The organism is Caldifermentibacillus hisashii, from assembly GCF_039654145.1.
In the GTDB taxonomy this organism is placed as follows: domain Bacteria; phylum Bacillota; class Bacilli; order Bacillales; family Caldibacillaceae; genus Caldifermentibacillus; species Caldifermentibacillus hisashii.
The window spans coordinates 1,313,113-1,339,008 of the sequence record NZ_CP155467.1 but is presented as its reverse complement, the minus strand read 5'-3'; the positions used below and the strand labels follow the sequence as shown (position 1 = coordinate 1,339,008).

28 protein-coding genes are annotated in these 25,896 nt (G+C 36.8%); 7 read left to right on the top strand and 21 right to left on the bottom strand.

The features are described 5' to 3' along the window. Window positions 1–64: 64 nt before the first annotated feature. The 13 genes from NSQ14_RS06300 to NSQ14_RS06240 form a co-directional block, all read right to left on the bottom strand. The gene (locus NSQ14_RS06300; RefSeq protein WP_072012659.1) at window positions 65–196 is read right to left on the bottom strand and encodes a YjcZ family sporulation protein; all 132 of its coding nucleotides are present in this window, start codon (window positions 194–196) and stop codon (window positions 65–67) included. 409 nt (window positions 197–605) lie between these two features. Next, the gene (gene spoVAE, locus NSQ14_RS06295; RefSeq protein WP_034769197.1) at window positions 606–962 is read right to left on the bottom strand and encodes a stage V sporulation protein AE; all 357 of its coding nucleotides are present in this window, start codon (window positions 960–962) and stop codon (window positions 606–608) included. A 29-nt stretch (window positions 963–991) separates the two neighbouring features. Beyond that, entirely contained in the window at window positions 992–2,011 is a 1,020-nt protein-coding gene (gene spoVAD, locus NSQ14_RS06290; RefSeq protein ID WP_034769195.1) for a stage V sporulation protein AD, read from the bottom strand. After that, window positions 2,008–2,487 (bottom strand): stage V sporulation protein AC, encoded by a 480-nt coding sequence (gene spoVAC / locus NSQ14_RS06285; protein ID WP_041846052.1) that lies wholly within the window; start codon window positions 2,485–2,487, stop codon window positions 2,008–2,010. The genes spoVAD and spoVAC overlap by 4 nt, the downstream gene beginning before the upstream one ends. A gap of 17 nt (window positions 2,488–2,504) precedes the next feature. Then, on the bottom strand, window positions 2,505–2,972 hold the full coding sequence (locus NSQ14_RS06280) for a sporulation protein (protein ID WP_251249141.1): 468 nt from the start codon (window positions 2,970–2,972) through the stop codon (window positions 2,505–2,507). 230 nt (window positions 2,973–3,202) lie between these two features. Beyond that, entirely contained in the window at window positions 3,203–3,877 is a 675-nt protein-coding gene (locus tag NSQ14_RS06275; protein ID WP_041846050.1) for a glycosyltransferase family 2 protein, read from the bottom strand. 5 nt (window positions 3,878–3,882) lie between these two features. Next, window positions 3,883–4,791, bottom strand: a complete 909-nt coding sequence (locus NSQ14_RS06270) for an NAD-dependent epimerase/dehydratase family protein (protein ID WP_227139665.1) — start codon at window positions 4,789–4,791, stop codon at window positions 3,883–3,885. Next, the gene (locus tag NSQ14_RS06265) at window positions 4,784–5,638 is read right to left on the bottom strand and encodes a dTDP-4-dehydrorhamnose reductase family protein (RefSeq protein WP_341287556.1); all 855 of its coding nucleotides are present in this window, start codon (window positions 5,636–5,638) and stop codon (window positions 4,784–4,786) included. The genes NSQ14_RS06270 and NSQ14_RS06265 overlap by 8 nt, the downstream gene beginning before the upstream one ends. Beyond that, window positions 5,635–6,621, bottom strand: coding sequence for a polysaccharide biosynthesis protein (locus NSQ14_RS06260; RefSeq protein WP_216407099.1), 987 nt, complete (start codon window positions 6,619–6,621; stop codon window positions 5,635–5,637). The genes NSQ14_RS06265 and NSQ14_RS06260 overlap by 4 nt, the downstream gene beginning before the upstream one ends. Beyond that, window positions 6,614–7,705, bottom strand: a complete 1,092-nt coding sequence (gene wecB / locus NSQ14_RS06255; protein WP_342019951.1) for a non-hydrolyzing UDP-N-acetylglucosamine 2-epimerase — start codon at window positions 7,703–7,705, stop codon at window positions 6,614–6,616. Before wecB ends, NSQ14_RS06260 begins: the two co-directional genes overlap by 8 nt. Window positions 7,706–7,917: 212 nt before the next feature. Further along, window positions 7,918–8,853, bottom strand: a complete 936-nt coding sequence (locus NSQ14_RS06250; RefSeq protein WP_342019950.1) for a glycosyltransferase — start codon at window positions 8,851–8,853, stop codon at window positions 7,918–7,920. A gap of 90 nt (window positions 8,854–8,943) precedes the next feature. Then, window positions 8,944–9,174, bottom strand: a complete 231-nt coding sequence (locus NSQ14_RS06245; RefSeq protein ID WP_034769176.1) for a hypothetical protein — start codon at window positions 9,172–9,174, stop codon at window positions 8,944–8,946. A gap of 670 nt (window positions 9,175–9,844) precedes the next feature. Continuing rightward, window positions 9,845–10,204 (bottom strand): DUF1360 domain-containing protein, encoded by a 360-nt coding sequence (locus tag NSQ14_RS06240; protein WP_034769174.1) that lies wholly within the window; start codon window positions 10,202–10,204, stop codon window positions 9,845–9,847. 144 nt (window positions 10,205–10,348) lie between these two features. Here NSQ14_RS06240 and NSQ14_RS06235 point away from each other — a divergent pair, with 144 nt between their 5' ends. Beyond that, window positions 10,349–10,873, top strand: coding sequence for a CotY/CotZ family spore coat protein (locus NSQ14_RS06235; RefSeq protein WP_041847573.1), 525 nt, complete (start codon window positions 10,349–10,351; stop codon window positions 10,871–10,873). A gap of 191 nt (window positions 10,874–11,064) precedes the next feature. On the opposite strand, the gene NSQ14_RS06230 is transcribed toward NSQ14_RS06235, so the two are convergent. Beyond that, window positions 11,065–11,814: a hypothetical protein gene (locus NSQ14_RS06230; protein WP_346216994.1), complete on the bottom strand. Its 750-nt coding sequence runs from the start codon at window positions 11,812–11,814 to the stop codon at window positions 11,065–11,067. Window positions 11,815–12,083: 269 nt separating this feature from the next. Between NSQ14_RS06230 and NSQ14_RS06225 the strand changes: the two genes are divergently transcribed. Then, window positions 12,084–13,013: an endonuclease I family protein gene (locus NSQ14_RS06225; RefSeq protein WP_235370304.1), complete on the top strand. Its 930-nt coding sequence runs from the start codon at window positions 12,084–12,086 to the stop codon at window positions 13,011–13,013. Window positions 13,014–13,222: 209 nt separating this feature from the next. Here NSQ14_RS06225 and NSQ14_RS06220 read toward each other — a convergent pair whose 3' ends face one another. The 3 genes from NSQ14_RS06220 to NSQ14_RS06210 all read right to left on the bottom strand — a co-directional run bounded on the left by NSQ14_RS06220 (window position 13,223) and on the right by NSQ14_RS06210 (window position 16,073). After that, on the bottom strand, window positions 13,223–13,984 hold the full coding sequence (locus NSQ14_RS06220) for a Fic family protein (protein WP_200890296.1): 762 nt from the start codon (window positions 13,982–13,984) through the stop codon (window positions 13,223–13,225). Window positions 13,985–14,202: 218 nt separating this feature from the next. Further along, window positions 14,203–14,982 carry an enoyl-ACP reductase FabI gene (gene fabI / locus NSQ14_RS06215; RefSeq protein WP_034769167.1) on the bottom strand — a complete coding sequence of 260 codons (780 nt, stop codon included), beginning with the start codon at window positions 14,980–14,982 and terminating at the stop codon, window positions 14,203–14,205. 221 nt (window positions 14,983–15,203) lie between these two features. Further along, the gene (locus NSQ14_RS06210; protein ID WP_346216993.1) at window positions 15,204–16,073 is read right to left on the bottom strand and encodes a MerR family transcriptional regulator; all 870 of its coding nucleotides are present in this window, start codon (window positions 16,071–16,073) and stop codon (window positions 15,204–15,206) included. A 150-nt stretch (window positions 16,074–16,223) separates the two neighbouring features. Here NSQ14_RS06210 and prpE point away from each other — a divergent pair, with 150 nt between their 5' ends. Beyond that, window positions 16,224–16,961, top strand: coding sequence for a bis(5'-nucleosyl)-tetraphosphatase PrpE (gene prpE, locus NSQ14_RS06205; protein ID WP_346216992.1), 738 nt, complete (start codon window positions 16,224–16,226; stop codon window positions 16,959–16,961). 142 nt (window positions 16,962–17,103) lie between these two features. Here the strand turns inward: prpE and NSQ14_RS06200 are convergent, their stop codons facing one another. The 3 genes from NSQ14_RS06200 to NSQ14_RS06190 form a co-directional block, all read right to left on the bottom strand. Beyond that, window positions 17,104–18,018 (bottom strand): RluA family pseudouridine synthase, encoded by a 915-nt coding sequence (locus tag NSQ14_RS06200; RefSeq protein ID WP_346216991.1) that lies wholly within the window; start codon window positions 18,016–18,018, stop codon window positions 17,104–17,106. Between the two features lie 81 nt (window positions 18,019–18,099). Next, window positions 18,100–18,894 carry an NAD kinase gene (locus NSQ14_RS06195; RefSeq protein WP_041846038.1) on the bottom strand — a complete coding sequence of 265 codons (795 nt, stop codon included), beginning with the start codon at window positions 18,892–18,894 and terminating at the stop codon, window positions 18,100–18,102. Between the two features lie 113 nt (window positions 18,895–19,007). After that, window positions 19,008–19,634, bottom strand: coding sequence for a GTP pyrophosphokinase (locus NSQ14_RS06190; protein WP_095142212.1), 627 nt, complete (start codon window positions 19,632–19,634; stop codon window positions 19,008–19,010). A 355-nt stretch (window positions 19,635–19,989) separates the two neighbouring features. Here NSQ14_RS06190 and NSQ14_RS06185 point away from each other — a divergent pair, with 355 nt between their 5' ends. The 4 genes from NSQ14_RS06185 to NSQ14_RS06170 all read left to right on the top strand — a co-directional run bounded on the left by NSQ14_RS06185 (window position 19,990) and on the right by NSQ14_RS06170 (window position 22,888). Beyond that, entirely contained in the window at window positions 19,990–20,574 is a 585-nt protein-coding gene (locus NSQ14_RS06185) for a CYTH domain-containing protein (RefSeq protein ID WP_346216990.1), read from the top strand. A gap of 22 nt (window positions 20,575–20,596) precedes the next feature. Next, on the top strand, window positions 20,597–21,208 hold the full coding sequence (locus tag NSQ14_RS06180; RefSeq protein WP_041846036.1) for a lytic transglycosylase domain-containing protein: 612 nt from the start codon (window positions 20,597–20,599) through the stop codon (window positions 21,206–21,208). Between the two features lie 250 nt (window positions 21,209–21,458). Further along, window positions 21,459–21,869: a globin gene (locus tag NSQ14_RS06175; protein ID WP_034769151.1), complete on the top strand. Its 411-nt coding sequence runs from the start codon at window positions 21,459–21,461 to the stop codon at window positions 21,867–21,869. Next, window positions 21,866–22,888 (top strand): ClpXP adapter SpxH family protein, encoded by a 1,023-nt coding sequence (locus NSQ14_RS06170; RefSeq protein WP_346216989.1) that lies wholly within the window; start codon window positions 21,866–21,868, stop codon window positions 22,886–22,888. Before NSQ14_RS06175 ends, NSQ14_RS06170 begins: the two co-directional genes overlap by 4 nt. A 1,096-nt stretch (window positions 22,889–23,984) precedes the next feature. On the opposite strand, the gene pepF is transcribed toward NSQ14_RS06170, so the two are convergent. Continuing rightward, complete coding sequence (gene pepF / locus NSQ14_RS06165; protein WP_346216988.1) at window positions 23,985–25,802, bottom strand: oligoendopeptidase F; 1,818 nt, start codon at window positions 25,800–25,802, stop codon at window positions 23,985–23,987. Window positions 25,803–25,896 lie beyond the last annotated feature (94 nt).

Here is a 25,896-nt window from a genome sequence, read left to right as displayed (position 1 = left end):
TTTTGACATAAAAAAAAGGGGCCCAAAAGTTAAACAATAACTTTATGGGCAACCCTTTTTTATATTAACATAAATAGCTGGCACCAACGATAATTAAAAGGATGAACAGAACAACGATCAAAACAAATGAATTACCACCGTAACCGGAACCTCCATAACCATATCCGGAATAGCAACTTCCGTATCCCCAAGACATACAAATTCACCTCACTTCTTTATGTTTACAATTTAGCTTATGTAGAAAGAGGTAAGTTTGTATAGGCAATTTTTTGATTTTCTCAAAAAAAATCGGACAAAAGAGGATTATTTTTACGAAAGAAACAAATTGAAGAGGATTCATAAAAAATGGTTTTGTCGCTAAAAAAGTGTTCCTTGCCTAAAAAAGTCGACGAGAAAGGGTCTTGTTGCCAAGAAAAAGTCCATCTTGCCTCAAAATGGTGACGAGAAAGGATCTTGTTGCCAGAAAAAGGTCCATCTTGCCTCAAAATGGTGACGAGAAAGGATCTTGTTGCCAGAAAAAGGTCCATCTTGCTTCAAAATGGTGACGAGAAAGGATCTTGTTGCCAGAAAAAAGTCCATCTTGCCTCAAAATGGTGATAATCCCTTTACCCTTTCGCTTTAAAAAGTAGTGCGCCGATAAATGCGAAAATAATCGCTGACGAAATTCCTGAACTTGTTACTTCAAACATGCCTGTAATAATGCCAATAATACCGTGAGCCTGTGCTTCCTGCATCGCACCATGAACCAATGAATTCCCAAAACTGGAGATTGGAACAGTTGCCCCCGCCCCGGCAAAATCCATTAATGGTTCGTATAAACCAAGTCCGTCCAGAACAGCACCCGCAACAACCATCAAACTTAACGTATGACCCGGTGTCAATTTAGCCACATCAAAAAGCAACTGGCCGATAACACAAAATAGGCCACCAACAACAAATGCCCAAAAAAACATTGCTAACATCATTTTCCCTCCTTTTTAAGGTTCACCATCTATGAATTTTTTTCAATAGATACGGCATGGGCGATACAAGGAATCGTCTCTTTTTGTTGAACAGTCATTGGGGATAATAGTGCACCAGTCGCAACACATAAAATTTTTTTATAAAAACCATAGTTCATTTGTTTAAGTAAATGACCATAAATTACCGTCGCTGAAGAAGCTGCCCCGCTCGCCCCCGCTTGAACAGGTTGTTCCTCTTTATATAACATTAAACCACAATCAAGAAATTTTTCTTCGGGAATATGTATTCCTTTTGAATGAAGAAGATCAAGGACTGTTGCCCGTCCAATTTTCCCCAGATCACCGGTAACAATCAGATCATAATATTCATGATTTCTCCCGGTTTCTTCAAAATGCGTTTCAATCGTGTCTGCTGCAGCAGGTGCCATCGCTCCACCCATATTAAACGGGTCACTCAACCCCATATCAATGACTTTTCCAATCGTCGCTGCAGTAATTTTCGGTTTTTCACTATATTTTTCGTTTTGTTTGGCAATTATTGCATAACCTGCACCTGTCACCGTCCATTGGGCAGTCGGAGGTTTTTGGCCGCCATATTCTGTCGGATAACGAAACTGTCTTTCTGCCGCTGCGTTATGACTGGCTGAACCGGTAACGATATAATCGGCACCATCTCCATTAATTAGAAAAGAAGCAAGAGCCAGCCCTTCCATTGAGGTTGAACAAGCACCAAATATGCCAAAATACGGAACAGCTAGTGATCTAGCAGCAAAACTCGTTGGCGTAATTTGATTGATCAAGTCTCCTGCAATCATAAAGTTCACTTGCTCTTTCGTTAATTCAGCCTTTTCCAGAGCGATCCGACAAGCTTCATCAATCAAAAGCCGATGTGCCTTCTCATAAGAGTCTTCACCCATCCATAAATCGTCATAAAGGAGATCAAAGTCCTCTGCTAGCTTTCCATTTTTTTCAAACGGTCCTCCAGTAACTCCGGTCGCAATAATGACAGGTTCATTTTCAAAAAACCAGCTGGCTTTTCCGACAATCATTGAAAGCCACCTCCAAACCATTGAATAACAATTGTTTTTATTAATGCGACAACAAATGCGGAAAATACACCAAATAAAATAACTGATCCGGCTAACTTAAACATATTTCCTCCGACACCGAGTACAAAACCTTCTGTGCGATGTTCAATAGCTGCTGCGATAACGGAATTTCCAAACCCGGTCACAGGTACAGCACTTCCGGCACCTGCAAATTGACCCAATCTATCATAAACTCCAAAGCCGGTCAGGAGCATGGAAAAAAAGATCATTGTTGCAACTGTTGGATTACTTGCTGTCTGTTCTGTAAAATTAAAAAAGTAAATATAAAAATAACTGACCGCTTGTCCAATGGCGCAAATCGTCCCACCTACGAAAAAAGCTTTTATACAGTTTTTTAACACCGGTCGTTTTGTTTCATGTTGTTGCTCCAGTTTTTCATATTGTTTTTGTTCCGAAGTTTTATTGTTTTTTCCCATCTACCATTTCTCTCCAATCACGTTTTTTCTCGACTTAGCTTAATGATCTCTTGTAATCGTTTTTCCTTTTTCTCCTTGGACAAATTTTCCTTTTCTACTTTTTCATTCAATCGAACTGCTTCCAAAAAAATTTTAAAATCACTGGAAACGGTAAAAGACAAATCCTTAAATTGCTTCTGTAATTCTTTCGTTAACTGTTTTTCAATTTTTTTCATGCGAAATCGCTCAAGATGATGAACTTTGAATGCAACTAAGCAATCTTTTGCTTCCCCTTTAATCACAGCCACATCATAAATACCATCAATGGATAAAGCTGTTTTTTTAATATCCCCCGCCAATTTTTCATCTTTATTGTTGACTGCAATCGGATTCGGATTAGATGTCCGTACTAATGAACTCCTTGTTTCCGGTGTATCATTAACTGTACTGCACCCGAATAATAAAACACTTAAGCTAAAAATAAACAACATCAAACGCTTTTCCATTTTGTTCCCTCACTAAATTGAATTTATGTAACTTTGTTCAACTTATTTTTTTGCCTAATCCATACTTTTATGCATTGGAAATGGATGGATTGGTTTCCCATCACTCGGATATGTGAGCATGTAAACATGAAATATGTTGATTACCGAAAATATATGCTTTTCAAAACTCGCTTTGTTTTCCCATTATAAATATAAAAAACCGCCCCGCAAAAACGGGACAGTTTCTAATTTTACCGGCTGTTATTTCGAATATACTGCAGCTCTTTCCTTATATCCGGTTTATATTTTTTCGATCCCATACCTTCATGAATTCGATAAAGAACAGTCGGCACATCCAAGTAGCCGATTGAGGTTATTTGTGCAACTCGCAACCAGAAATCATAGTCATGGGTGTATAAAAGGCTCTCATCAAAATAACCAATTTCTTGAAAAATTTTTTTGTGGATAATTGCTGTCGAACCGTTAAAAATATTTCTTCTTTTTAACGTCCGCTCCATTTGCTCATTATTTTGAAAATAAAGGGTAACTGGTTCACCAATAATTTCACTTTTTTCATTCATCTGGTAAAAGGAAGAAAAACAAATTTTTAATTCATTTTTGATCATCCATTCTAACTGTTTCTCCAGTTTATCCGGTAGAAAATAATCATCCGAACTTAGCCACGCGATATATTCTCCCTCTGATAGACGAATTCCCGCATTTAAAGCACTTGCCGTTCCTCCATTGCTTTTTTCAATATAACGAATTTGCTCAAGATAAGGTTGGATTTTCTCAGTAAACCTAGTCGAGCCGTCATTGACAACAATAATTTCCCTCTCTTGGTAAGTTTGATTCAAAGCACTTGCAATCGCTTCAGAAACATATGGGCAATTATAGAATGGGATGATAATCGATACTTTTGGCATAAAAATCAACCTTTATTTCGATAATAAGTTAAAATATCGCTTAAAGAAGAAAGAAACGGGTAACCGGGATGCCAACCGAGTGCACGGATATTTGTCAAATCCATTCTTCCTTTTCCTTTATCGATGCCCAAGTCATGTTTATTTGCTTTTATGTGAACGGGGACAGGAACGGTAGTTAAAGATTGATATGAATCAATTACATTCATTAATGTCCGATAACAGCCGGTTCCGATTGGATATACCTCTCCAATTTTTCCTTTTAATAAAATTAATTCATATGCTCGAACAGCATCACGGACATCTAAAAAATCCCTTTCTTGTGTCAAGTCATCAATCAAAACGGGTTCGGCGAGACAATCCTTTTCAGCCAAAGCAATTTTTTCAGCGATAAGTGAACAAAAACCATTGGATGGCCCCGGACCTATTAAATTGGTCGGTTTCGCAATCATAATTGGCAAATGAAATAAAGTCTGCCAAGATTTCGCAACAAGTGACTGAAAAGTTTTGGTCAAGCCGTATGGGTGATTTGGCAACCCGGATGGATCGAATTCCAAAGCCGAACCGATGACTAAAATTTTCCCGTTATTTTTAACCTTTCTAACAGCCTCCAATAAATGAACAGTCGCTAATACATTCACTGTTACATATTCGGCCGGTTTTTCCCAGGATTCTTTCACATCGTTTTTTCCGGCTGTATGCAGTATATAGTCAGGTTTAATAGCTTTGATTGTATCATAAACTGAAAATTCATCTGTTAAATCACATTCCCATTCCTTATAATTCGGAAGATCTTTGTTGAAACGTTTTTTTCGCACAAGACCGACAACATGGTAGCCGTTATTTAGAAAATATTGACACGCATGCCACCCGGTAAACCCTCTCGCCCCGGTAATCAGAATTTTCCGGTTAACCATTTCGTACCATCCATTCATACAATTCCGTCAACATTTTTTCATAAGACGGAACCCGAAAAACGATGTCTGTTCTCGTATTTTTTAGCGTACGATCCAACACGATTTCGTCATAAGGATGAATGGTAACATCTTTTTTTAAAAAAATTTGTTGGATCTGTTTTAATAAATCGTATTTCGAAATGATTTCAGGAGCCGTTATATGAAAAAGCCCGGCTCCATCTTTTTCAATAACTGTTTCAATTACCTTGGCTAATTGTAATGTGGTAATGCCGTTCCAAAATACTTTTCGGTAGCCATTTATCCGACCCTTTTGTTTCATAAACCAATGGAATAAGCCGATTCCATCCTTTAACTCCGGGCCAATGATCGATGTACGAAGCGTGACGTGGTGATTTGAACGGATCTCCCCCAAGGCTTTTGTCATCGCATAAACCGATGTTCCGTCCGGTTCATCGTTTTCCGTATATCTTCCACTTCCATTTATTCGAAAATTGGAATTTTTATCAACGACCCCCGAAAAAACACAATCGGTACTTATATGAATTAACTTCCCGCCATATTTATCAAGGACTTTTTGCAAAAAATGGGGAAGGTAACTATTTACTAGAATCGCATCCATTTGATTTTTTACCGCTTGTTCATTCAAAAGACCGATGACATTAATGATCACATCCGGCTTGTATTGGCGGATAATTTCTTCGATTGCTGTCGGATCTGTCGCATCGAAGTAAATTCCGTTTTTCCGGGTCCTCGTTGTATATCTCACTTCAAAGTCGGTCTTCGTCTGGAAATATTGGACAATCATATGACCGGCCATTCCGGCACCGCCCAATACGAGAATTTTCAACTTAAGAACCCTCCTCTTTGCAGTAACGTTCTAATCTCCTCTTTTTTCATTAAATCATCTTTTGAACTGTAGCTCTTCCTTTCGACAAGTTGGCAGTTTTGATATTTTTCTATTAATCTTGGAAAATCTTTTGTAGGTAAAATCACAAAGTAATGTTCGTCAAAGAGCACTGTGTTTTGACTTTCATATTCTGAAAATAATACTTCATTGACTTTTTCACCGGGACGAATCCCTAATTCAATTATTTCGACATCCTTTTTCCCGGATTGTTCAATTAATACCTCGGCGAGATCGAGAATTCGGCAAGACGGCATTTTCATCACAAATATTTCGCCGCCCTCACTCGATTCGGTCGCCGTGAATACAAGATGAATAGCCTCTTCAATGGTTAAGAAAAACCGGGTCATCCGTTTATCCGTAATACTGACTTTTCCGGTCGTTTCAATTTGTTCTTTAAAAACATGAATCACACTACCGCTTGTTCCGAGGACATTTCCGCCGCGAATTGTGACAAATTTTGTATCGTCTGTTAGTGAGTTGGCGTGAGTGATCAGTTGTTCACCAATTGCCTTTGTTAAACCGTAGAAGTTAGCGGGATTGGCTGCTTTATCCGTTGAAATATATATGACCTTTTTTACCTTGTTTAAGATGGACGCTTCAATTACATTCTGCGTTCCAATGACATTTGTTTTTAATGCTTCAATTGGTTGATCTTCACAAACGGGTACATGTTTTAAAGCGGCTAGATGATAAAGTAAATCCACATTTTGTGTTGCGTTTACTAAACTTTCTTTATCACGAATATCACCAATAATGAAATGCAATCTATTGTCTTGAAATTTCCTTTGCATGGCCACTTGACTCGCTTCATTTCTCGAGAAAATGCGAATTTCACGAGGCCTTTTTTCCAATAATTGTTTTACCAGTTCATGCCCCCAAGAACCGGTTGCTCCGGTAATCAAGATGGTTTGTTCTTCAAACAACTCCTTTACCTCCCAAAATAAATTTAACTACTTTATCTGACACATATTTATCATCATAGCCTATCGGTAAAACCCATTCAGATTGCCTATCTACCATGACTTTTACTGCCCGAAGAATAGATTTGGCATCGACTCCGGAAACAATATTACTTCCACACGCTACCGTTTCAGGTCGTTCTGTACTGTTCCGAATCGTTACTGCAGGTACATGAAAAATACAACTTTCCTCTTGAACCGTTCCACTATCGGTCATGACACATAAGGCATGTTTTTGAAGTTGGATAAAATCGAAAAATCCGAATGGCTCATGAAACTCAACCAATGGATGAAGTTTATTATTTTGAAGATTGTTTAGTTTTGATTTTGTTCGGGGATGGATGCTGCAAATCACCCGCTTATCAAAATGTTCCGCCACTGCATTTATACCGTTTAAAATTTCTGCTAAATTTGTGGCGTTATCGACATTTTCCGCCCGGTGACAAGTGACAAGAAAATAATCTTTTTCTTGCAAATGTAATTTTGTTCTTATATGACTTTCATTGATTTTCGATTGATAATGAACCAACACTTCATAAATCGGGTTACCGCTCACCATGATCCGGTTATTAGGAATTCCTTCCCGTAACAGATTTTCTCTGGAATTTGGCGTATACGGTAAATTGAATGTTGCAATTGCATCAATGACGCGGCGATTCTTCTCTTCCGGTACTGCCAAATCATAACAACGGTTGCCGGCCTCCATATGAGTAACCGGAACACCCATTCTTTCCAATAAAACTGCACTTAAAGCACTGTTTGTATCACCCAGCACAAGTGCTTGATCCGGCTTTTCATCCTGAATAATTTGTTCTAATTCCTTGAACATCGTCGCTAATTGATTTCCCAAAGTGTTTTTATGATTAAACAGGTGATAATCAGGTTTGCGAATTTCCAGTTCTTCAAAAAAGATGTCGCTTAAATTTTTCGTGAAATTTTGGCCGGTATGGACGAGTATATGTTTATCGCAGAATTCATCTAATTTTTTTATGATTAAACTAAGGCGGATAATCTCCGGTCTTGTTCCTAAAATCGTTATTACCTTCATCTGAACACTTCCTGATTTTTTGTGCTTTACAACTATACTATTCTTTTTCTTTTATAACGGACTGGTTACTTCTCTATTTTTAAATAATCATGTAATTAGCTCATAAATAGATTTTCTTAAGCATTCCACATAAGATTTAATTTTGGATAACATAAATCGATTGAAATTTTATAAAAAAGAAACCTTTGGATGTTAACCTAATAAGATATCTTTCATGCTTTTTTATCTATGATTTTATTAATATGTGATAGTAACTCATTTGTTCGTTTTTCTGTTGAATGATTACGTTGAACCATTTGAAAACCTTGTCTGGCAATATTTTTTCGCTCATCTTCATTTTGCAAATAATAGGTAATCTTTTCTTTTACATTATGTTCATCCACGGCCACAAACGTCTCCCCATCAATAAAACCAAGGTCGGACAATTCTTGAGAAGGTGTGGCGAGTAACAACGTATTGCACGCCAATACCTCAAAATATTTCATGACAGGATAATGCTCGATTGAGTCACAAGTAACAAAAATTTTTGCCCGATTTATTTCTCTTGCGTATGTTTCACCTGCATAGACATTTTTCCAATTGTGGATTTCCTGATAACCCGGGTGGGGATGGTAAACAAAATTCGGCTCGTTTTTCAATATTTCATAAAACTTTGCCCGCATGGGATATAAATGCGGATAAATCGCACCCATCATTAACACATCAATGTCCCGAGGGAGTTGGTAATCATTAAAAATATCAATTGGGACATGATGGGGAAACCAAATCATTCGATCATGGAATTCCGGAAAAAGGGATAAAAATGCATTTCGATAATGAGTAAAGAGATATTGAATATTTTCTCGCTGATAAAATCGGCTTCTTTGATACGGTTTATATTTTAGTTCATGAACAATCGCCCCGACCGGGATATCCAAATCGGTAAATCCGCCTATATGGGGACAATAATCCGGTTTCCGATCATTAAGTAATATAAAATCAGGCCGTATGTTGATGTTTTTTAAAATGTCGTGAATGTTACCATCCAGATCACTTGTGATGACATTTGCTTTTTTTCTTAATTCCTTAAGTAAATAGTAGCTACTTTTTTCAATTCGGTTCGAAAGGTCACGCGTGACAAATAATATCTTTCGATCATCTTTACTCATCGAATCCCTCTTTTCGTTTTCCTTAAAGAAAAGAGCTTCCGATTAAATTGGAAGCACAGTCTCTTTACCTATTTTCTATTTTTTCGTATTTTATTGAACAAAAGGCGGGTAATCGATCGCAACAATTTTATCAAGTGGAACAATAATTCGATTTCCACCCAGCGAATCGACTCTTACAAATGTGACAGTTTCTCCGGTGACCTCTAAAACACGAACCCCTGTTAAATCAGGTTCCCCCGGCACGTTGGTTGGTAATGTAAAAACTTCATTGATCGTGACCCCTGCTGCTTGGATTTGCAACAATAGTAATTGCAAAGGCATCTTTTTTTGCTCCTTTCATTTGTTGTTCTTTTCAATACTTTTATATGAATCGTCCTCCCTTTTTGCTTGGGAAACCAATGAAAATGTGTATGTGCACAATCGAGAATTGTTATAAAACATAAAGAAAGGGCAATCTTTATTCCAAAGACACCCTTGTTTGCTTTATTCCACCTCCCCCCACTGATGGAAGTTTCACTTTATCCCGCACAAACGGTCACTAAATCTTTCTCCTGTGGCTTAAGGGAAATCAAAGATATGTAGGGGAAAGATAAGTGCCCGTAAGTGCCCGATTGGTTCAACTAACCATCAGTGGGGTAAATAACCCCACTGATAGAAGTTTCACTTTATCCCGCACAAACGGTCACTAAATCTTCCTCCCGTGGCTTAAGGGAAATCAGAAATGTAAAAGGGGAAGATAAGTGCCCGTAAGTGCCCGATTGGTTCAACTAACTATCAGTGAGGTAAATAACCCCACTGATGGAAGTTTCACTTTATTATTGGTCGGTTTCCCGTTTTCTTCTTTTTCCACAACCACAATCTTTTTTCTTCTTCATTGTTGTTTTCGGTTGTTTTAATTCCATCGATTTTTTCATTGTTCTACTTCTCATGTCCTAACCCCTTTTCTAACTTTTTATATTAGTCTACGAAATTTTTAAAAACTTTGTTCATTCTATTTGCCCAGAAAAGCGCTTATTATTGTCTCAATTATTGCCCCAATTGCAGCTACAGCTAAAATAACAATGAACGGTTCCGCAATAATGGGATAAAAAGAATACAGGAAAACTAAAAAAAGACTTACCCATATCCCGGTACACCAATAGCAACTTAATAATTCCCCAATCCATCTTTTGAACTTTCCTTGTTTCGGTACTAAATACACTTCTTTGTCACCAGCAGGATTCACTTCTTCCACCTCATCAAAAAAAGGCATCCGTATCATTTCGGTTATTTTATCAAAGACAATCAAACGGGTTAATCGGAAAGTTGCTAATCCAATTAAAAAAAATGACCACCCATCAATACTAAACATAAAAAATCCCTCCTCCTTCAATATATAAAAGAAATCTCATCTTTATAATTAAAAAAACTAAAAATAGGCGTTTTACCGATACCGTTATTAGCCTTCTCACATAGTCTGTAAGTGAATATGAAATACTGATAAGGAGGAAAGATAATGGGCATTAAACCAGATACATTCGACCATAACTGTGTTTGTGATATATTACTTGACATTTTAGAAGCCCAAGAAAAAGTGGACCCTGCCAATAGTCATTGCACCAGTGGATGTTCTACCTCTCTTCAGGAACTATGCGGCGGATTAAATGCAACCAGTCCCTATACAACCATCCCGGTCTCTTTGATTTGTAAAGGTACATGTGAATACTTTGTCGGAAGGGGAATCAGAAGAACCGGTACCGGTCCTGATGTAAATGTATATGAATCAATCGCTTTCCGTGTTGTAGATGTCGATCCCGAAACTTGTTGTGCAACATTAGAACTTCTACAAGCCGTTCCTGTAGCACAAACGACAAACGATGAGAAAACACAAGTTGGGTTAGCTAACTTACTATTCTTTTTCTTAGACCAAGGTGCATTTGGCAGATATGTAAACACCGGTATATGCATTACAGTTGACTTGAACTGCTTCTGTGGCGTTAATTGTCATCCGGCAGTAACACCAGGACCTTTTACAGGTTAAGAATTTTTTAGATGTAGTATAGACTTATGAGTCTGTACTACTATTTTTATTGGGAAGTTTACGTGCACCTATCTCCCACCTTTGCTTCGAGTGACCGTACATGACGGATAAATAAAAAAATGGAGTTGCAACTGCTTTAAATCAAGTTCCTGGGTTGCATCTCCATTTGCGTGTATTCTTTTCTATTCTTTTTATGTTTGAACCTCAAGCTCTTCAATTTCATCAATATGAATGGTCTCAATTTTTCTGTTTCTCCTGATTCGTACTTGATCTCCCCGTTTGCTAAGAATTTGAATCCATACTTTATCCCCATTAATTTTCGCTTCACAAACCGGCCGCTCCAATACATTCGGATAAAATGCCAACCGTCTGACCAGCTGTCTAATCTCTCGTCTCCGTTCCAATTTTTCCCCATTCAGTGTTTCTTCTGTATCATCTCGAGCCTCATTCAATTCTTCTACATGCGTACCCCCGGTTTCCTTCCCATCTGTTTCAACTACTTCTTGATCTGCTAATGAAAAATCCTCATCTTCTGATAATTTATCATCATCTTCACTTTCTTCTATATTTAATTTACCCTCGACATCTGGTGTGTCTGTTCCAAGTTCTTCTTCAGTTGGCATGTTTTTATTATTCATTGGGTCTAATTCATTAACCGCCTCTTCCAGTATTAGCTCGCCACTTATTTTTTCAATAAAGTCTTCTGTATTGTTTTCTTTTTCTTGATTGCTCATTTGACCATCATGATTTTTTTCCTCATCTGTCGCTTCTGCTTGAGTCCTTTCTTTTTTATCCATAATATGCTCGCCCCCACCACGATCATGATAAAAATCGATAAAAAAACGATACTCATTTTGAACATTTACATTTCCTATCATATAATCGGGCTGTTGAATAAACATGGTTGGTTTCCATTTTTTACCTTTAGCGCTCTGTTTCATGCTTTGTCCCCTTTCACACAAATTCTGCCTTATTATTTGTATGCGGAAAAAAGCAATTGTGTTAATTGCTTAATCAATGGAAAAGAACACTTATTTATGTAAAATAAAGATAAAGGTAAACGCATAAAAAGTTCTTGTTCTGAAAATTTGCATTCAAATACCGTTTTTTGGGTTGTACGTAATACGGATTATACCAATCTTGTGTAAAATTTACGGATCCTTTTTAGGTACCGGTCAGGAAATCTATCGTTTTGAGGGGAAGGGTTTTTTTGGAAAATCATCGTGAGGATATAGAACTTGATTTGACCGAGTTTGATCAACCGGGAATCATAGCAAAAAATGCAGCAATTGTCTTGTTAAAAAATAATCTTAAAAGAATAAAAGAAAACGAGAATATCTACTATGATAAGGAAAAAGATGCTCAGTTCATGAAAAAGTATTATAGAAAGCTGAACCTTCATGGGAAAGGAAAAAATGTATTTTATTCCCTCCATTCCTATTTAAAAAAGACGCATAAAAATATCATTCCTTATTTTTTGAGTAAAGATATGTATTTATATACATGGGTCGATTTACAACCGGATGGGACAATGAAAAGTATTTATTCAGGAAAAATTAATGATCCGGATACATTTCTTTTAGATGATTTTATGACCGTCAATGAGCGGTATGAAAAATTTCAGGAATTAAACCATTTATATTTGAATAAGCATGAAATGTTAAAAAGAGTGAAATCAATTGATTATGAGTCAAAATTTAACACAGAGCATATTGTTCCTCAAAGTTGGTTCAATGCAGCGGAACCGATGAAAGGGGATCTTCACCATTTATTTGTTTGTCAGCCGGATTGCAATACATTACGTTCCAATTTACCGTATGGCGACCATGCTTTTTATAATCCCGAATCAGAAACAGAACCAATTCGTAATCATTGCGGAGTTGCTTCCGGGGAATATTTTGAACCGGAATACGGCAAAGGGACGGTTGCCCGGGCAATGCTCTATTTTTTCGTTCGCTACCCGGATGCTATAAAGAAATCAATTATGAAAAAAATACATATACCTGTATTGTTAAAATGGAATCGGGATTTTCCGGTGACCGTTTACGAAAAACACCGCAATCTTGCTATTTATGAGATCCAAGGCAACCGTAACCCGTTTATCGACTTTCCTGAGTTAGCCGATATCATCTGGCCGTAAAAACTCTATAAAAAAGCACACTGGTCACAATAAACATATTGCCAATCAGTGTGCTCTATTTATTTTATTGTATTATGTTGTTGAAAGAATCTTTTTACATCCCGGAAACAGGTTATAATTCATCTTCTGCATATTTTTCATCCATGTTTTTCCCCTCACAAAATAGAACATAACCAAGTTTCATTAGCAAGTGTTTTTATCATTTTATATTACGTATAATCTTCCAGTCCTTTTCGTTCACGCACTTCTCCATTTGCAAGCTCTAAAGCCTTTTTCCAAGTCTTTTCCGTCTCATATTTAAAAAATTTATACAGAGGATTCAAATCTTCTGTTTCATCATACTTTTGCAGACACTCATAAAATAATTTTTTATCCTCATTATAAACGATGAAAGGGGGATGGTTATGCGTCATCAAATAATAATTCATCATTGTTCTGCCTACCCGGCCGTTTCCGTCTGCAAAAGGATGAATATATTCAAAACGGGCATGGAAATACGTCGCCACTTTTAAAATTTCTTTACCGTCATACTCATTCACTTCTTCAATCAATTGGATCATGTCACTTTCTACATTTTCAGCAGAAGAACCAACTTCCAAAATACCAGTAACATAATCATGTTTTTTAAACTCGCCCGGGCGCTCTTCATTGACAATGTATCGCTTTTCATCATACGTTCCGCCGGTTAAAATCTTATCAATTTCTTTAATAAGATCAACACTTAATTTTTCTCTTTTTATTATTTTTTCTTTTAAATACTCATAACACAGTTTTTGATTATATTGTTCAAATATAGCACGAGGGCTGCCACTGAAATTGATAACTTTACCGCTTTCAAATATTTCTCTCGTGTCGTGGTAATTAATCTCGTCATTCTCTATTTTCCCGGAATGATAAGCAAAGAGTATCCGGAAGCTGTCCAAATATTTATCTAAATCTTCAGCCGAATTGATTTGATAGGACTGCCACAATTTCAAAACTTCCCTGTATTTTTCCAAGTGACATCCCTTTCCTTTCATTAGCTAATAGGAAAGTATAAATTTTTCAATTTCTACTTTCCTAACGCATACTTCCTTTCATCATACCACACACTTAAAGAAATAAGACGTGATGCCGGACTTTGCTTACTTCCCATAGGTCATGTAGAAAACTGACATTGCCGATCAATTTATCGAACTAGCTTTAAAAATTAAATCCCGCTTAAAATATGGAATCCGGCATCGACATGAATATTTTCCCCGGTAATTCCGCGAGATAAATCACTGAATAAAAATAATGCGGTATCGCCCACTTCTTCTTGCGTCACGGTCCTCCGTAGCGGTGCCTTTTCTTCAATTTGATTTAATACGGAATTAAAACCACGAATTCCTTTAGCAGATAATGTTCGAATCGGTCCCGCCGATATCGAATTAACGCGAATACCGTCCTTTCCAAGATCATTCGCCAAATATTTAACACTTGCATCCAACGAAGCTTTCGCAACACCCATCACATTATAATTCGTGACAACCCGTTCGCCACCTAGATATGTAAGAGTAATAATACTTCCGCCTTCAGTCATAAGCGGTCTGGCTTCCTTGGCTACGGCCGTCAAGGAATAGGCACTGATGTTTTGGGCCAGCAAAAAGCCGTCACGGGACGTATCGACAAATTCACCTTCTAAATCTTCCCGGTTGGCAAATGCGATGCAGTGCGCGACACCGTGAATTGTACCGACTTGATTTTTTATTTCTTGAAAACAAGCAGTAATATCTTCATCAACTGTCACATCACATTGCAGCAACAAATAATCTTTGCCTTCTAATGTTTCCGCCAATTCTTTCACATTTTTAAGCATGCGATCTTGGTTGTATGTAAAAATCAGTCGGGCACCAGCCTTGTCGAGTGACCGGGCAATCCCCCAAGCAATACTCCTTTTGTTGGCAACACCCATAATGACAAATGTTTTCCCTTTTAGCGACAATACCATATTTCTTCCTCCGTTTCAAAATTCAATGTATTCCAAACTCCTGTTTATTACATGTTATTAGTACCTACTACTAATAGTACTATATTCTTCACAAATTGAAAAGTAAGAAAGTGGTAGAAAAAAATGTGTACGACTAATTTTATCGTTTTCTACCAATAATTGTTGTCATTCCGAACAAAAGAAACACATAACCCAGTACCTCACCGATCTTTGGGAAAAGTTCAGTAAAATTTTGCTGTTTGCGGATACCTTTCAAGCAATATTTTGTTAGCTTCTTGAAGTTTCTCTGAATATTCCAGATAAGAAGGGCTCAAAATCTTCAAATTTTCAACAAAAATTTCATCATAGCCGCTACTTTGCTGAAACTCTACCAACAATTGTTGCAATTTGAAAGCAGGTGTTGACTTATAATCTTCCGAATTTCGAAACTTGATATACTCCTCAATTTCCTGTTGATTGTTAACAATATAGTTTTCAATATCTTCAACTGCATTTAGGAAAGTCATATTCATTTTTTCAATGACTTCCTGATCCGTTAAGGGAATAACACTTTCTAAATATTCTTCCATTTCCCGTGTTATTCTCACTTTATCCAAAAAATCGACAATTTTACCATATGCTTCCTCTTTTTCTGGCGTATCTGCTTTTTCATTTAGAAATGGACCGAAATGAACAGACAAAAATATACCGTATACGCCCGGAAAAGCCTGAATTAATTTTTCTTTAATGGTAAAAGACCTGTTGAGATGAATGTCAATATAATCTATTCCTTTATCAACATTATAGTTTTCAATAAGTAGTTCAAGGCATTTTTGTTGTTCCATTACTTTTTCCCTCTTTAAATCCATTAAATATTTGTACTTTAACAGTGACACAGCCTTATTACTACTCAAAAGGACATTTTTAATTTCAGAAATCGTTAATCCCAACTTTCTCAGAACAAAAATTTCCTTTAATATTGATACATCTTCATCACTATAATTTCTATATCCATTTTCTCCAATGTTCGGACGAATAAGCCCTTGCTTTTCGTAATAATATATCGCCTTTTTTGTTAAGGAACATTTTTTGCAAACCTCATGTATGAACATAACGATCACCTCACAAAATAATCATAGACTAATCCCTAAGGTAATAGTCAACCTAATATCACTTTCATTGAAACAATTTTTCATTTATAGTAAAAAATACCCTCGTTAAGGGATGTTCTGCTTTAAATTGTAAAGAAGGGATTCAATTGTATGAAAATCGATATTATTGGAGATGTCCATGGTTGCTATGAGGAATTAATGGAGTTATTGGATAAATTAGGTTATCAGTTTTTTGATGATGAAATAAAGAATAATCAAGATCGAACACTTGCCTTTTTAGGTGACTTAACTGATCGGGGTCCGGATTCCGTGAAAGTAATTGAACTTGTTTATTCACTTGTTAAGCAAAATCAAGCAGTTTATACACCCGGGAATCATTGTAATAAATTATATCGTTATTTTCTCGGAAATAACGTGCAAATATCTCATGGATTAGAGACAACGGTTGCTGAATATGAACATTTGCCTGTAAAAAAGCAACGAGAAATTCGGACAAAATTTATCAAATTATATGAAGAAGCACCCATGTATTTGCAATTGGATGGCGGAAAATTAATCATCGCCCATGCCGGAATCCGCGAAGATTTTATCGGTCATACAAATAAAGAGGTTCAAACCTTTGTTTTGTATGGCGATGTTAACGGGGAAAAACTTCCGGATGGGAGACCGGTTCGAAAAGATTGGGCAAAATATTATCAAGGCAATCGGATCATTGTTTACGGTCACACTCCGGTCCATAACGTAAGAATCGTTAATCATACATATAATATTGATACCGGTTGTGTATTCGGCGGAAAATTAACGGCCCTTCGCTATCCGGAAATAGAGATCATTCAAGTTCCTTCTCACCAAAAATATGTTCCGGAAAAATTCACAAAATTTCCTTAAAAACTTTTTTTATGGCAAAATCGGGGCATACTCGCCCCACAAAAAAACTGTTCAAATTCGTTCACTTGCTTCATATCAGTGAATAAACCAACTAGATATCGTATCTGGAAAATCAATTTAGTAATAATATTTTTATACTTTTTCAGTGACCCGGGTCATCCGCCGAAATCTGCAAAAGCTTCTCCATATCTTCCGGCAATGGTACGGAAAACTTCATTGTTTTTTCCATTACAGGATGGAGAAAATGAAGACGGCGACAATGTAAAGCTTGGCGGTTCAAAAAGATCTGTGAACCGCCATATAAATCATCTCCCACTAACGGATGACCGATATGAGCCATATGTACGCGAATTTGATGCGTTCTACCGGTTTCCGGCATTAACCTAACATGCGTAATCTGTTTATATCGTTCAACAACTTGGAAGTGGGTGCAGGCGTATTGACCGCCATCTGTTACAGTACGTTCGATAATACTGTCCTGTTTTCGACCAATGGGTGCTTCAATCATCCCATTGTTTTCCGCGACAATTCCTTCAACAAAAGCTTCATATTCCCGTTTTACCTGTTTTTCCTGTTGCTGTTTGCTTAGAATATGATGGATGTGACGATATTTAGCCACTAAAACAAGTCCTGATGTATTTCGGTCAAGCCTTGTGATAATATGAGGAGCTGCCGTTAAGCCAATTTCCTTATAATAACCCATTACCGCATTGACTAGACTTCCGGTCGGATGCTCTCTGGACGGTATCGTATTCATAAATGCCGGTTTATTTATAACCAGTACATAATCATCTTCGTAAACAATGTGAAGAGGGATTTTTTCAGGTAAGAGAGTTTGGCTGGGCTCCTCAACCGGAAAAATAACAGTTAACTGCTCCCCCTTTTTTAAAACATGCCGTACCGTTACATGAACGCCGTCTACTAAAATATTGCCGCCATGAAGCTTTATATCGGTTAATGAAGTTTTAGAAATTCCCCGCTCTTGTAAGTATTGTCTCGTTGTTTTTCCGTGATCATTTTCTGTAATGACCCATTCAAGTATGAAAGGTTTTGCCATAAATCATTTCTAACTCCTTTGTTTTAACAATAGTGAGTGCTTGTCATTATTTCTACAAATAGCTTCCAAGAAAAAAATCAACTATTCATCGATAAATGACGCACGGACTCTTGACCAGAACGGGAACGGTTTGTATCTGGCAAAACGAATCTTTTGATCAGCCACTCGAAATTGCAGCGACTGGATATCTTTCTGAACAAATGTTAAATGATCGATTCCGATTAAGAAATCTTTATGGGTTACAGGTCGAAAAATACATTTATGATGGGCCGGTAAAATTAACGGCGAACCGATTGTCCGAAAAACGCGATTATTGATCGAAGCCATTTCGGCAATCTGGATTGATTCCAATGACGGATGAATAATGGCCCCTCCCAACGCTTTATTGTAGGCAGTGCTTCCGGATGGAGTGGAAACACATAACCCATCTCCTCGAAATCTTTCAAACAATTCATCTTTAATCTCAACATCAATTACAAAGGTACCTTCTACACTTTTAATGGTCGCTTCGTTCAATGCCAGATAATGTTCTTCTTGTCTTTCGTTATTATAATAAATAATGACTTCAAGTAACGGATATTCGACAATCCGACATTTTGTTTTGGCAATAGCGATGACAAGTTTTTCAATTTCATCCGGCATCCAATCTGCATAAAATCCTAAATGACCGGTATGAATACCGACAAATGCTGTATCATTAAGACGATGGCGATAACGTTGAAAAGCTGATAACAGTGTACCGTCTCCCCCTACCGAAATCGTAATTTCCGGCTCTATTTCATCATATTCCAATTTGAAATCGGTCAAATAGCTTTTCAATTTCTCGGATAACGTATTCGACTTTTCATCCCCTTTTGAAACGATGGCAAATTTCAAATCTTTGCACCCCCATGTTTAATTTAAAATTGGCTCCCAAAAGGTTTTCAGAAATTTTTTTGCTAAATAATGCATGAACCAATAGCTTTTTGGAAAAATAAGCTTTTTGAATGTTAAGCATCTTGTGGATAATCTTTTTTACTAGAAAAAAATCTTTGAGCATCTCTAATTTCTTCTCTAATTTGTGACATTTCTTCATCAAGCAAAAACGCTGCTTCTGCTGCCCGCTGAAGTCGGAACTGGATATCTTCCGGGAATTGACCGTTATATTTATAATTTAGAGAATGTTCAATTGTTGCCCAAAAATTCATGGCTAATGTACGAATTTGAATTTCTGCTAACACTTTCTTTTCACCATGAATTGTCTGAACCGGATAACTGATAATGACATGATAAGATCGATAACCGCTCGCTTTTTTATGCGATATATAATCTTTCTCCTCAACTATCTCTAAATCATTACGGTTTCTAAGCAGCTCGACAACTTTTTTTATATCATCAACAAACTGACACATAATCCGTAGCCCGGCTATATCGTACATCGTATGTAATTCATTAAGTGGAATATTTTTTTGTTTTGCCTTGTCTAGTATACTTGCGATCGGTTTAACACGACCGGTCACAAATTCAATTGATGAATGTGTTTTTTCTAATTCAAATTGTCTGCGAATCCCTTTTAATTTTATTTTTAACTCCTCAACAGCTTGCCGGTAGGGTTCTAAAAACTCTTCCCAATTCATTTTGAAATCACCTCTGTACATACCGCACACTTCTTCCGTGTTATATCAACCACATTGATTTTATTAAAATTAGGTACTACTTCTAGCGGTTTTTTTATCTGCTGATCAGAAGGAATACATCCTAAATGCGTAGTCTTTGTGATAACGTTTGTATGACCCACACCGTATCCTTCCGACCAATCGGCATTTACCGATATGTCAAATTTATTTCTTCTGTTTTTATATGGTAATCTGATATTATTTTACCATACAGTCGCAAAAAGATTAGATATTCGCTCAAAATAATTATACGAAGGTTATAAAGAAAAATTTTGAGATCGTGATTTCGATTCATTCAATTATGTGGGGGTAAATTATGGAAAATCATTTAGAAATTGAATTTAAAAATGTATTGACAAAAGATGAATTTATTAGATTGCAACAATTTTTAGGGGTAACCGAAAATGATTTTTTTCTCCAAGTAAATGACTATTTTGACACCGATGACTTTGCGCTAAAAAAAGCCGGTTGCGCTCTCCGAATTAGAACGAAAGAGGGGCATATGGAGTTAACATTAAAAGAACCAAATGACGAGGGGCTTTTGGAAACAAATGAACCTATATCAGAAGTTGAGCGGGATTTGTTACTTGAACATAAATTTTTTCCTAAAGGAGCAATCGAAAAAAAATTGAAGTCAATGCAATTTTCGCTTAAAAAAATTAATCATTTCGGTACATTGACTACTTCCAGGGCTGAAATTCCGTTTTATGAGGGGCTTTTAGTACTGGATAGAAGTTTTTATTTAAAAAAAGAAGATTTTGAGGTAGAATATGAAGTGACGGACCCAAAAGCGTACAAACATATTACTCGTCTGTTAACATCTTTGAACATTCCAATAAGAAAAACAGAAAATAAAGTACAACGTTTCTATAATGAATGGCGAAAAAAACGGTCCGTATAAACGTTGGAGAGGTTGTGTGTCGATGAATATACAACAAATCAAAACAATTTTAGAAATCAATGCTCTGAGAGATATGGACAGTTTGAACGGGAATTCTTCATCATCCGGCAATTCTCCGTTGTTTTCTTCCATGCTCGAACAGTTGTTGGTATTACAAAATATAAATAATGAAACAAAGAATGCTACAATATCTGTTTCCTCTGCCGGAAATGGTTTGCCTTCTTTGCAAAAGAATATAAAACCAGCCGTAAAGATTGCTGATGAACAACTGCAACCGATAATTGAAGAGGCAGCAAAAACCTACAATTTACCTGTTTCCTTGCTCATTTCAGTGATCAAACAAGAGTCAAATTTTAATATTTATGCGGTTAGTCCCAGTGGAGCACGGGGACTGATGCAGTTAATGCCATCTACCGCCAAAAGTTTAGGCGTTATTAATATTGATGATCCGAGAGAAAATATAATGGCTGGTGCAAAATATTTACGGCAAATGCTTGACCGTTACGGTTCACTTGATGTGGCTCTGGCTGCTTACAATGCCGGACCTGGCAATGTCGAAAAATATAACGGGATTCCCCCTTTTAAAGAAACAAAAAATTACGTAGCTAAAATTTTGAAAGATGTTATCGTATAAGCTCCATATAAATGTTCGAAATAAAACACCCGGTGGAAAATTAACCGGGTGATGTTTTGCTGAATTGGAGATAATAGGCAATCGTTTAATCCTTTTTTTGCATGCTCATTTTTTCACATTTTATTGTGCTTCTCAGTTTTTAACTTGACTACGATGAATTGCTCAGCCTATCATGAAAAAGCTATTTATTTGAGTTAATTCTTCTACGCTGTTAAAATATATCCAAAGTGAAATAAAGGAGTTATCCGTTATGGAAAGGAAAATAATTTCACAGTTTGAAATGGTCGGGGAAGAAACATTGCATAAAATCGTGGATGCATTTTATAAAAGAGTTAAACTGCATCCGGATTTGTCACCAATTTTTCCGGATGATTTGCGAGAAACAGCCAGAAAACAAAAGCAATTCTTAACCCAGTTTTTAGGCGGACCTCCTTTATATACATCTGAACATGGCCACCCGAGATTGCGGATGAGACATCTTGCTTTCCCTATTACTCCAAAAAGGGCAAACGCATGGCTAACTTGCATGTCTCAAGCAATGGATGAAGTAGGTTTTTCCGGTCCGATCCGGGAAGAGTTTTTTTCGCGGTTAGTAATTACTGCCCACCATATGGTTAATACCGATGATGAATATGAAAGTAGAAAAGGTGAGGTCCAGTGATCGACAAAAATCGTTATGATTTCAATTTATCTAGCTTGATTAGCGGTAGTGACAGACCGCTTGAAATGTATTTATTTATCGATCCGCTATGTTCAGACTGTTTTGCTCTAGAACCGATTATAAAAAAATTACAATTTGAATACGGTCATTACTTCAGTTTAACTTATGTATTAAGCGGCAAGTTGACAGACTTAAATTCCGGACCACGCAAATCGATAACAAAGAAATTAGAAAAAACGGTTCGCAGAAAATGTATTGATTGTGATGATATTCAAGCGGACTTGAATTTAACTTCCCCGTTTTTAGCGTCCATTGCCGTAAAAGCTGCTGAATTGCAAGGAAAAAAAGCAGGAATTCGTTTTTTGCGGAAACTTCAGGAATATTTTTATTTAAAAGGTGAAGATATTACGGAATTAAATACGCTTATTAAATGTGCCCATGATTCCTTATTGGATGTGGAAGAATTTTATAAAGATATACATTCAGAAAGCACTTCCCATGCTTTCCAGTGTGATCTGAAAATTTCTAATGAAATGGACGTAACGGAAACACCAACAATTGTTTTCTTTAACAATAATGTTGAAGAAGAAGGACTGAAATTAGCAGGTGTAAATCCTTATGAAGTATATATTGAAATTATGACTGATATATTGGGAGAACGTCCTGTCAGCAATTCATTACCGCCTTTATTATCATTTATTCGTTATCATGAAATTGTCTCCACGGATGATATCGCATTTGTTTACGATTTACCTCATTTACAAGTGGAATTAGAAATGAAAAAGTTGCTGCTCCAGCAAGTTGTTGAACGTATTCATACCGAACACGGTACATTTTGGCGCATAAATTACAATAATAAGAAAAGCGCAGAGCGCCCGCTTAGCGACGTACAAACTGGAGCGCCCCGCAATGAGAACAGATTTGCTTCCTCGAATAGACATCGCACGAAGAAAAAGCGATTAGCTTTTTCGAGGAAAAGGAAACACGGTGAGGGACGAGCCGATGTTGACTTATCGTAGTGAAGCTACTCCTAGAGTGAACTTCATGAGTAATCTTCCTTGATATACTTCATGAAGCTTTGCGACGAGCTGAACATCCGCTTCCTCGAATAGGCTATGGCGCAGGAGCACATTAAAGGGGAGCTAGTTTCTCAGTCGCTGGCGCTCGGAGCTAGACAATAAAACTAATCCTAAGTTATTTACTTGTATTTTTATACTTTCTTATACTATAAAAAATGACAAGATATAAGCACTGTTTGATAAAGTAGTTTGACTTTATTAAGCAGTCTTTTTTTTACATACATTAACAAATGATAAATAGAAAGAGAGGTTCAGCAGATGGGTGGTCCACTGAACCTCTCTTCCATGTTACGAACAAAGGGGATGGGAGAAATTTTCACGGTCAAACAAAGGGGTATATGTTTGTTTGTGAATAACTTCACACCACTATAATATCAAATCCTCAACCTTTGTGCAAGTCCTTATCATATATTTCACATTTTCGACACATTTTTTGTCATACTGGGACAAATTTTACCCACATATCATACTGTACCACATCGCTACATAAAATGATAAGGACAAATTATCTAATGAGAGTGATCATATGAATCGTTGGTATATAGTTGGGTTTATTTTATTAGTCATTGTTTCTTTTGTCGGTTATCTCTTTGGTATTTTGAAAATTTTTCCATTGTATCTGACGGCAACTTTCCTATTTTTTTCTATCTTAATATTTTTATCTTACATAAATTACCATAATCAATTTAAAGGATTTAAAAAATAATACTATGTGACAAATTGTCAAAATGTCTAATAGTAGAAAGCATCTTGGAGTGATAAATCAAAATAAGTTTTTGTATCAGTTAAAGAAAACTCGGCGATTGCCGAGCCTTTAGGAGAGAGCAGAGCCGTAGTTCACCGAAAAATATAAAATTTTTTCGGCTGCGATGTATTCCAGTGAAGCTTTCCTTATGCACTTATACTTAAAACTTAAAATTTCCCACTACGTCGAATTCACTTCTTTGCTGGAAATTTATACATTCTTAACGTATTAGAAAGGGCAAATTTTGCAGGTGAATGACACCCAAATTTGCCCTTTTTCACATACCTTCATTTATCTATTTAATAGTCGTTCCATTTCAGTCAATTTCTCTTCAAAAACTTTGCAGGCATTTTCGATCGGTTCCGCCGTTGTCATATCCACCCCGGCTTTTTTCAACACTTCGATTGGATAATCCGAGCTTCCGGATTTCAAATAACCGATATATCGTTCTACGGCAGGCTCTCCTTCTTCTAAAATTTGTTTACTCAATGCCGTTGATGCACTTAAGCCCGTTGCATATTGGTAAACATAATAGTTGTAGTAGAAATGTGGAATTCTCGCCCATTCTAAGCCAATTTCCTCGTCAATAACAACATCATCACCAAAATATTTTTTATTTAAATCATAATAAATGTTTGTCAGTAATTCTGCCGTCAATGCTTCCCCTTTTTGGGAACGAATGTGAATATCATGTTCAAATTCAGCAAACATGGTCTGCCGGAATACCGTGCCACGGAATGTTTCCAAATAATTATTCAAAATGTACAGCCGTTTTCTATCATCGTCCAATGTTTTTAACAAATACTCACTTAATAAATTTTCATTACAAGTGGAGGCAACTTCGGCAACAAAAATCGAATAATCGCCATAAGGAAATGGTTGGTATTTCCTTGTATAGTAACTATGTACCGAATGACCAAATTCATGGGCAAGGGTAAACAAATTATTGACATTGTCTTGCCAGTTTAACAATATATACGGATCGGTTCCATACGCTCCGGATGAGTAAGCCCCGCTTCTTTTTCCTTTATTTTCATGGACATCTACCCAGCGATTGGCAAACCCTTCTTTTAAAACGGAAAGATATTCTTCCCCCATTGGAGCCAATCCTTTTAAGACGATATCTTTTGCCTCTTCAAAGGTCACTTCCATTTTGACATCTTTAACAAGCGGTGTATACAAATCATACATATGCAATTCATCAAGTCCAAGCACCTTTTTCCGTAATGCGACATAACGGTGTAGAAGCGGCAAGTTTTTATTGATTGTTTCCACTAAATTATCATATACCGACTCCGGAATATTGTTGGCGGATAGTGCGGCTTCCCGTGCCGATTTGTATTTACGGACATTAGCATAAAAATTATTGCGTTTTACTTGTCCGCTTAGTGTACTCGCAAACGTATTTCGAAATTTCCCATACGTTTCATATAAAGCATGAAACGCATCTTTTCGCACACGGCGATCCGCACTTTCTAAAAAGCGAATATAACGGCCGTGCGTTATTTCGACTTCTTCTCCGTTTTCATCCACAATAGATGGAAACTCCAAGTCTGCGTTATTTAGCATGCCGAATGTATTACTCGACGCATCCGTCACTTCTGTACTTTGGGCTAAAATCGCTTCTACTTCAGGTGACAATACATGCGGACGTTGCAAATTAATTTCTTCCAAAGCATGCTCATATAACTTTAATTCTTCTTTTTCGGTTAAAAACTGTCGAATTTTATTCTCATCAATCGCCAGTAATTCGGGGACAACGAAGGAAAAAGCACTTGCTGCCTGAGTATACAAATTTCTCGCTTGATCATTCATTCCTTGATAGAAAGAATTTGTCGTATCCTGATCATATCGCATATGGGCATATGTATACAATTTCCCCAGTCGCATCATCACTTCATCTTGATATTGCAATGCTTCATATAAAACGTCAGCATTTTCACCAAGTTTCCCTTGAAATTCAAAAGCTTTAGGAATTATCGCTTTAATCCGCTCAAACTCCTCTTTCCATTTTTCGTCTGTTGCAAAAATATTTTCCAGTGCCCATGTATCCTTTACCGGGATTTCATTTCTTGCCGGCAGCTTTTTTACTGCTTTTTCTGTTGACATCATAACTCCTCCATTCATTGGTAATTTATTTCCTATATATGTATGCTATTCTAAAAAGATGAAAGGAAATATATGTTAATTCTAAAAATAACCC

Excerpts from the sequence above, each read along its gene's own strand:
- NSQ14_RS06300 (WP_072012659.1), bottom strand. The coding sequence starts at position 196 with ATGTCTTGGGGATACGGAAGTTGCTATTCCGGATATGGTTATGGAGGT.
- pepF (WP_346216988.1), bottom strand. The coding sequence starts at position 25,802 with ATGTCAACAGAAAAAGCAGTAAAAAAGCTGCCGGCAAGAAATGAAATC.
- spoVAE (WP_034769197.1), bottom strand. The coding sequence starts at position 962 with ATGTTAGCAATGTTTTTTTGGGCATTTGTTGTTGGTGGCCTATTTTGT.
- NSQ14_RS06190 (WP_095142212.1), bottom strand. The coding sequence starts at position 19,634 with ATGAATTGGGAAGAGTTTTTAGAACCCTACCGGCAAGCTGTTGAGGAG.
- spoVAD (WP_034769195.1), bottom strand. The coding sequence starts at position 2,011 with ATGATTGTCGGAAAAGCCAGCTGGTTTTTTGAAAATGAACCTGTCATT.
- NSQ14_RS06275 (WP_041846050.1), bottom strand. The coding sequence starts at position 3,877 with ATGCCAAAAGTATCGATTATCATCCCATTCTATAATTGCCCATATGTT.
- spoVAC (WP_041846052.1), bottom strand. The coding sequence starts at position 2,487 with ATGGGAAAAAACAATAAAACTTCGGAACAAAAACAATATGAAAAACTG.
- wecB (WP_342019951.1), bottom strand. The coding sequence starts at position 7,705 with ATGAAGGTAATAACGATTTTAGGAACAAGACCGGAGATTATCCGCCTT.
- prpE (WP_346216992.1), top strand. The coding sequence starts at position 16,224 with ATGAAAATCGATATTATTGGAGATGTCCATGGTTGCTATGAGGAATTA.
- NSQ14_RS06180 (WP_041846036.1), top strand. The coding sequence starts at position 20,597 with ATGAATATACAACAAATCAAAACAATTTTAGAAATCAATGCTCTGAGA.
- NSQ14_RS06175 (WP_034769151.1), top strand. The coding sequence starts at position 21,459 with ATGGAAAGGAAAATAATTTCACAGTTTGAAATGGTCGGGGAAGAAACA.
- NSQ14_RS06280 (WP_251249141.1), bottom strand. The coding sequence starts at position 2,972 with ATGGAAAAGCGTTTGATGTTGTTTATTTTTAGCTTAAGTGTTTTATTA.
- NSQ14_RS06210 (WP_346216993.1), bottom strand. The coding sequence starts at position 16,073 with ATGTTCATACATGAGGTTTGCAAAAAATGTTCCTTAACAAAAAAGGCG.
- NSQ14_RS06240 (WP_034769174.1), bottom strand. The coding sequence starts at position 10,204 with ATGTTTAGTATTGATGGGTGGTCATTTTTTTTAATTGGATTAGCAACT.
- NSQ14_RS06185 (WP_346216990.1), top strand. The coding sequence starts at position 19,990 with ATGGAAAATCATTTAGAAATTGAATTTAAAAATGTATTGACAAAAGAT.
- NSQ14_RS06200 (WP_346216991.1), bottom strand. The coding sequence starts at position 18,018 with ATGGCAAAACCTTTCATACTTGAATGGGTCATTACAGAAAATGATCAC.
- NSQ14_RS06235 (WP_041847573.1), top strand. The coding sequence starts at position 10,349 with ATGGGCATTAAACCAGATACATTCGACCATAACTGTGTTTGTGATATA.
- fabI (WP_034769167.1), bottom strand. The coding sequence starts at position 14,982 with ATGGTATTGTCGCTAAAAGGGAAAACATTTGTCATTATGGGTGTTGCC.
- NSQ14_RS06250 (WP_342019950.1), bottom strand. The coding sequence starts at position 8,853 with ATGAGTAAAGATGATCGAAAGATATTATTTGTCACGCGTGACCTTTCG.
- NSQ14_RS06270 (WP_227139665.1), bottom strand. The coding sequence starts at position 4,791 with ATGGTTAACCGGAAAATTCTGATTACCGGGGCGAGAGGGTTTACCGGG.
- NSQ14_RS06230 (WP_346216994.1), bottom strand. The coding sequence starts at position 11,814 with ATGAAACAGAGCGCTAAAGGTAAAAAATGGAAACCAACCATGTTTATT.
- NSQ14_RS06245 (WP_034769176.1), bottom strand. The coding sequence starts at position 9,174 with ATGCCTTTGCAATTACTATTGTTGCAAATCCAAGCAGCAGGGGTCACG.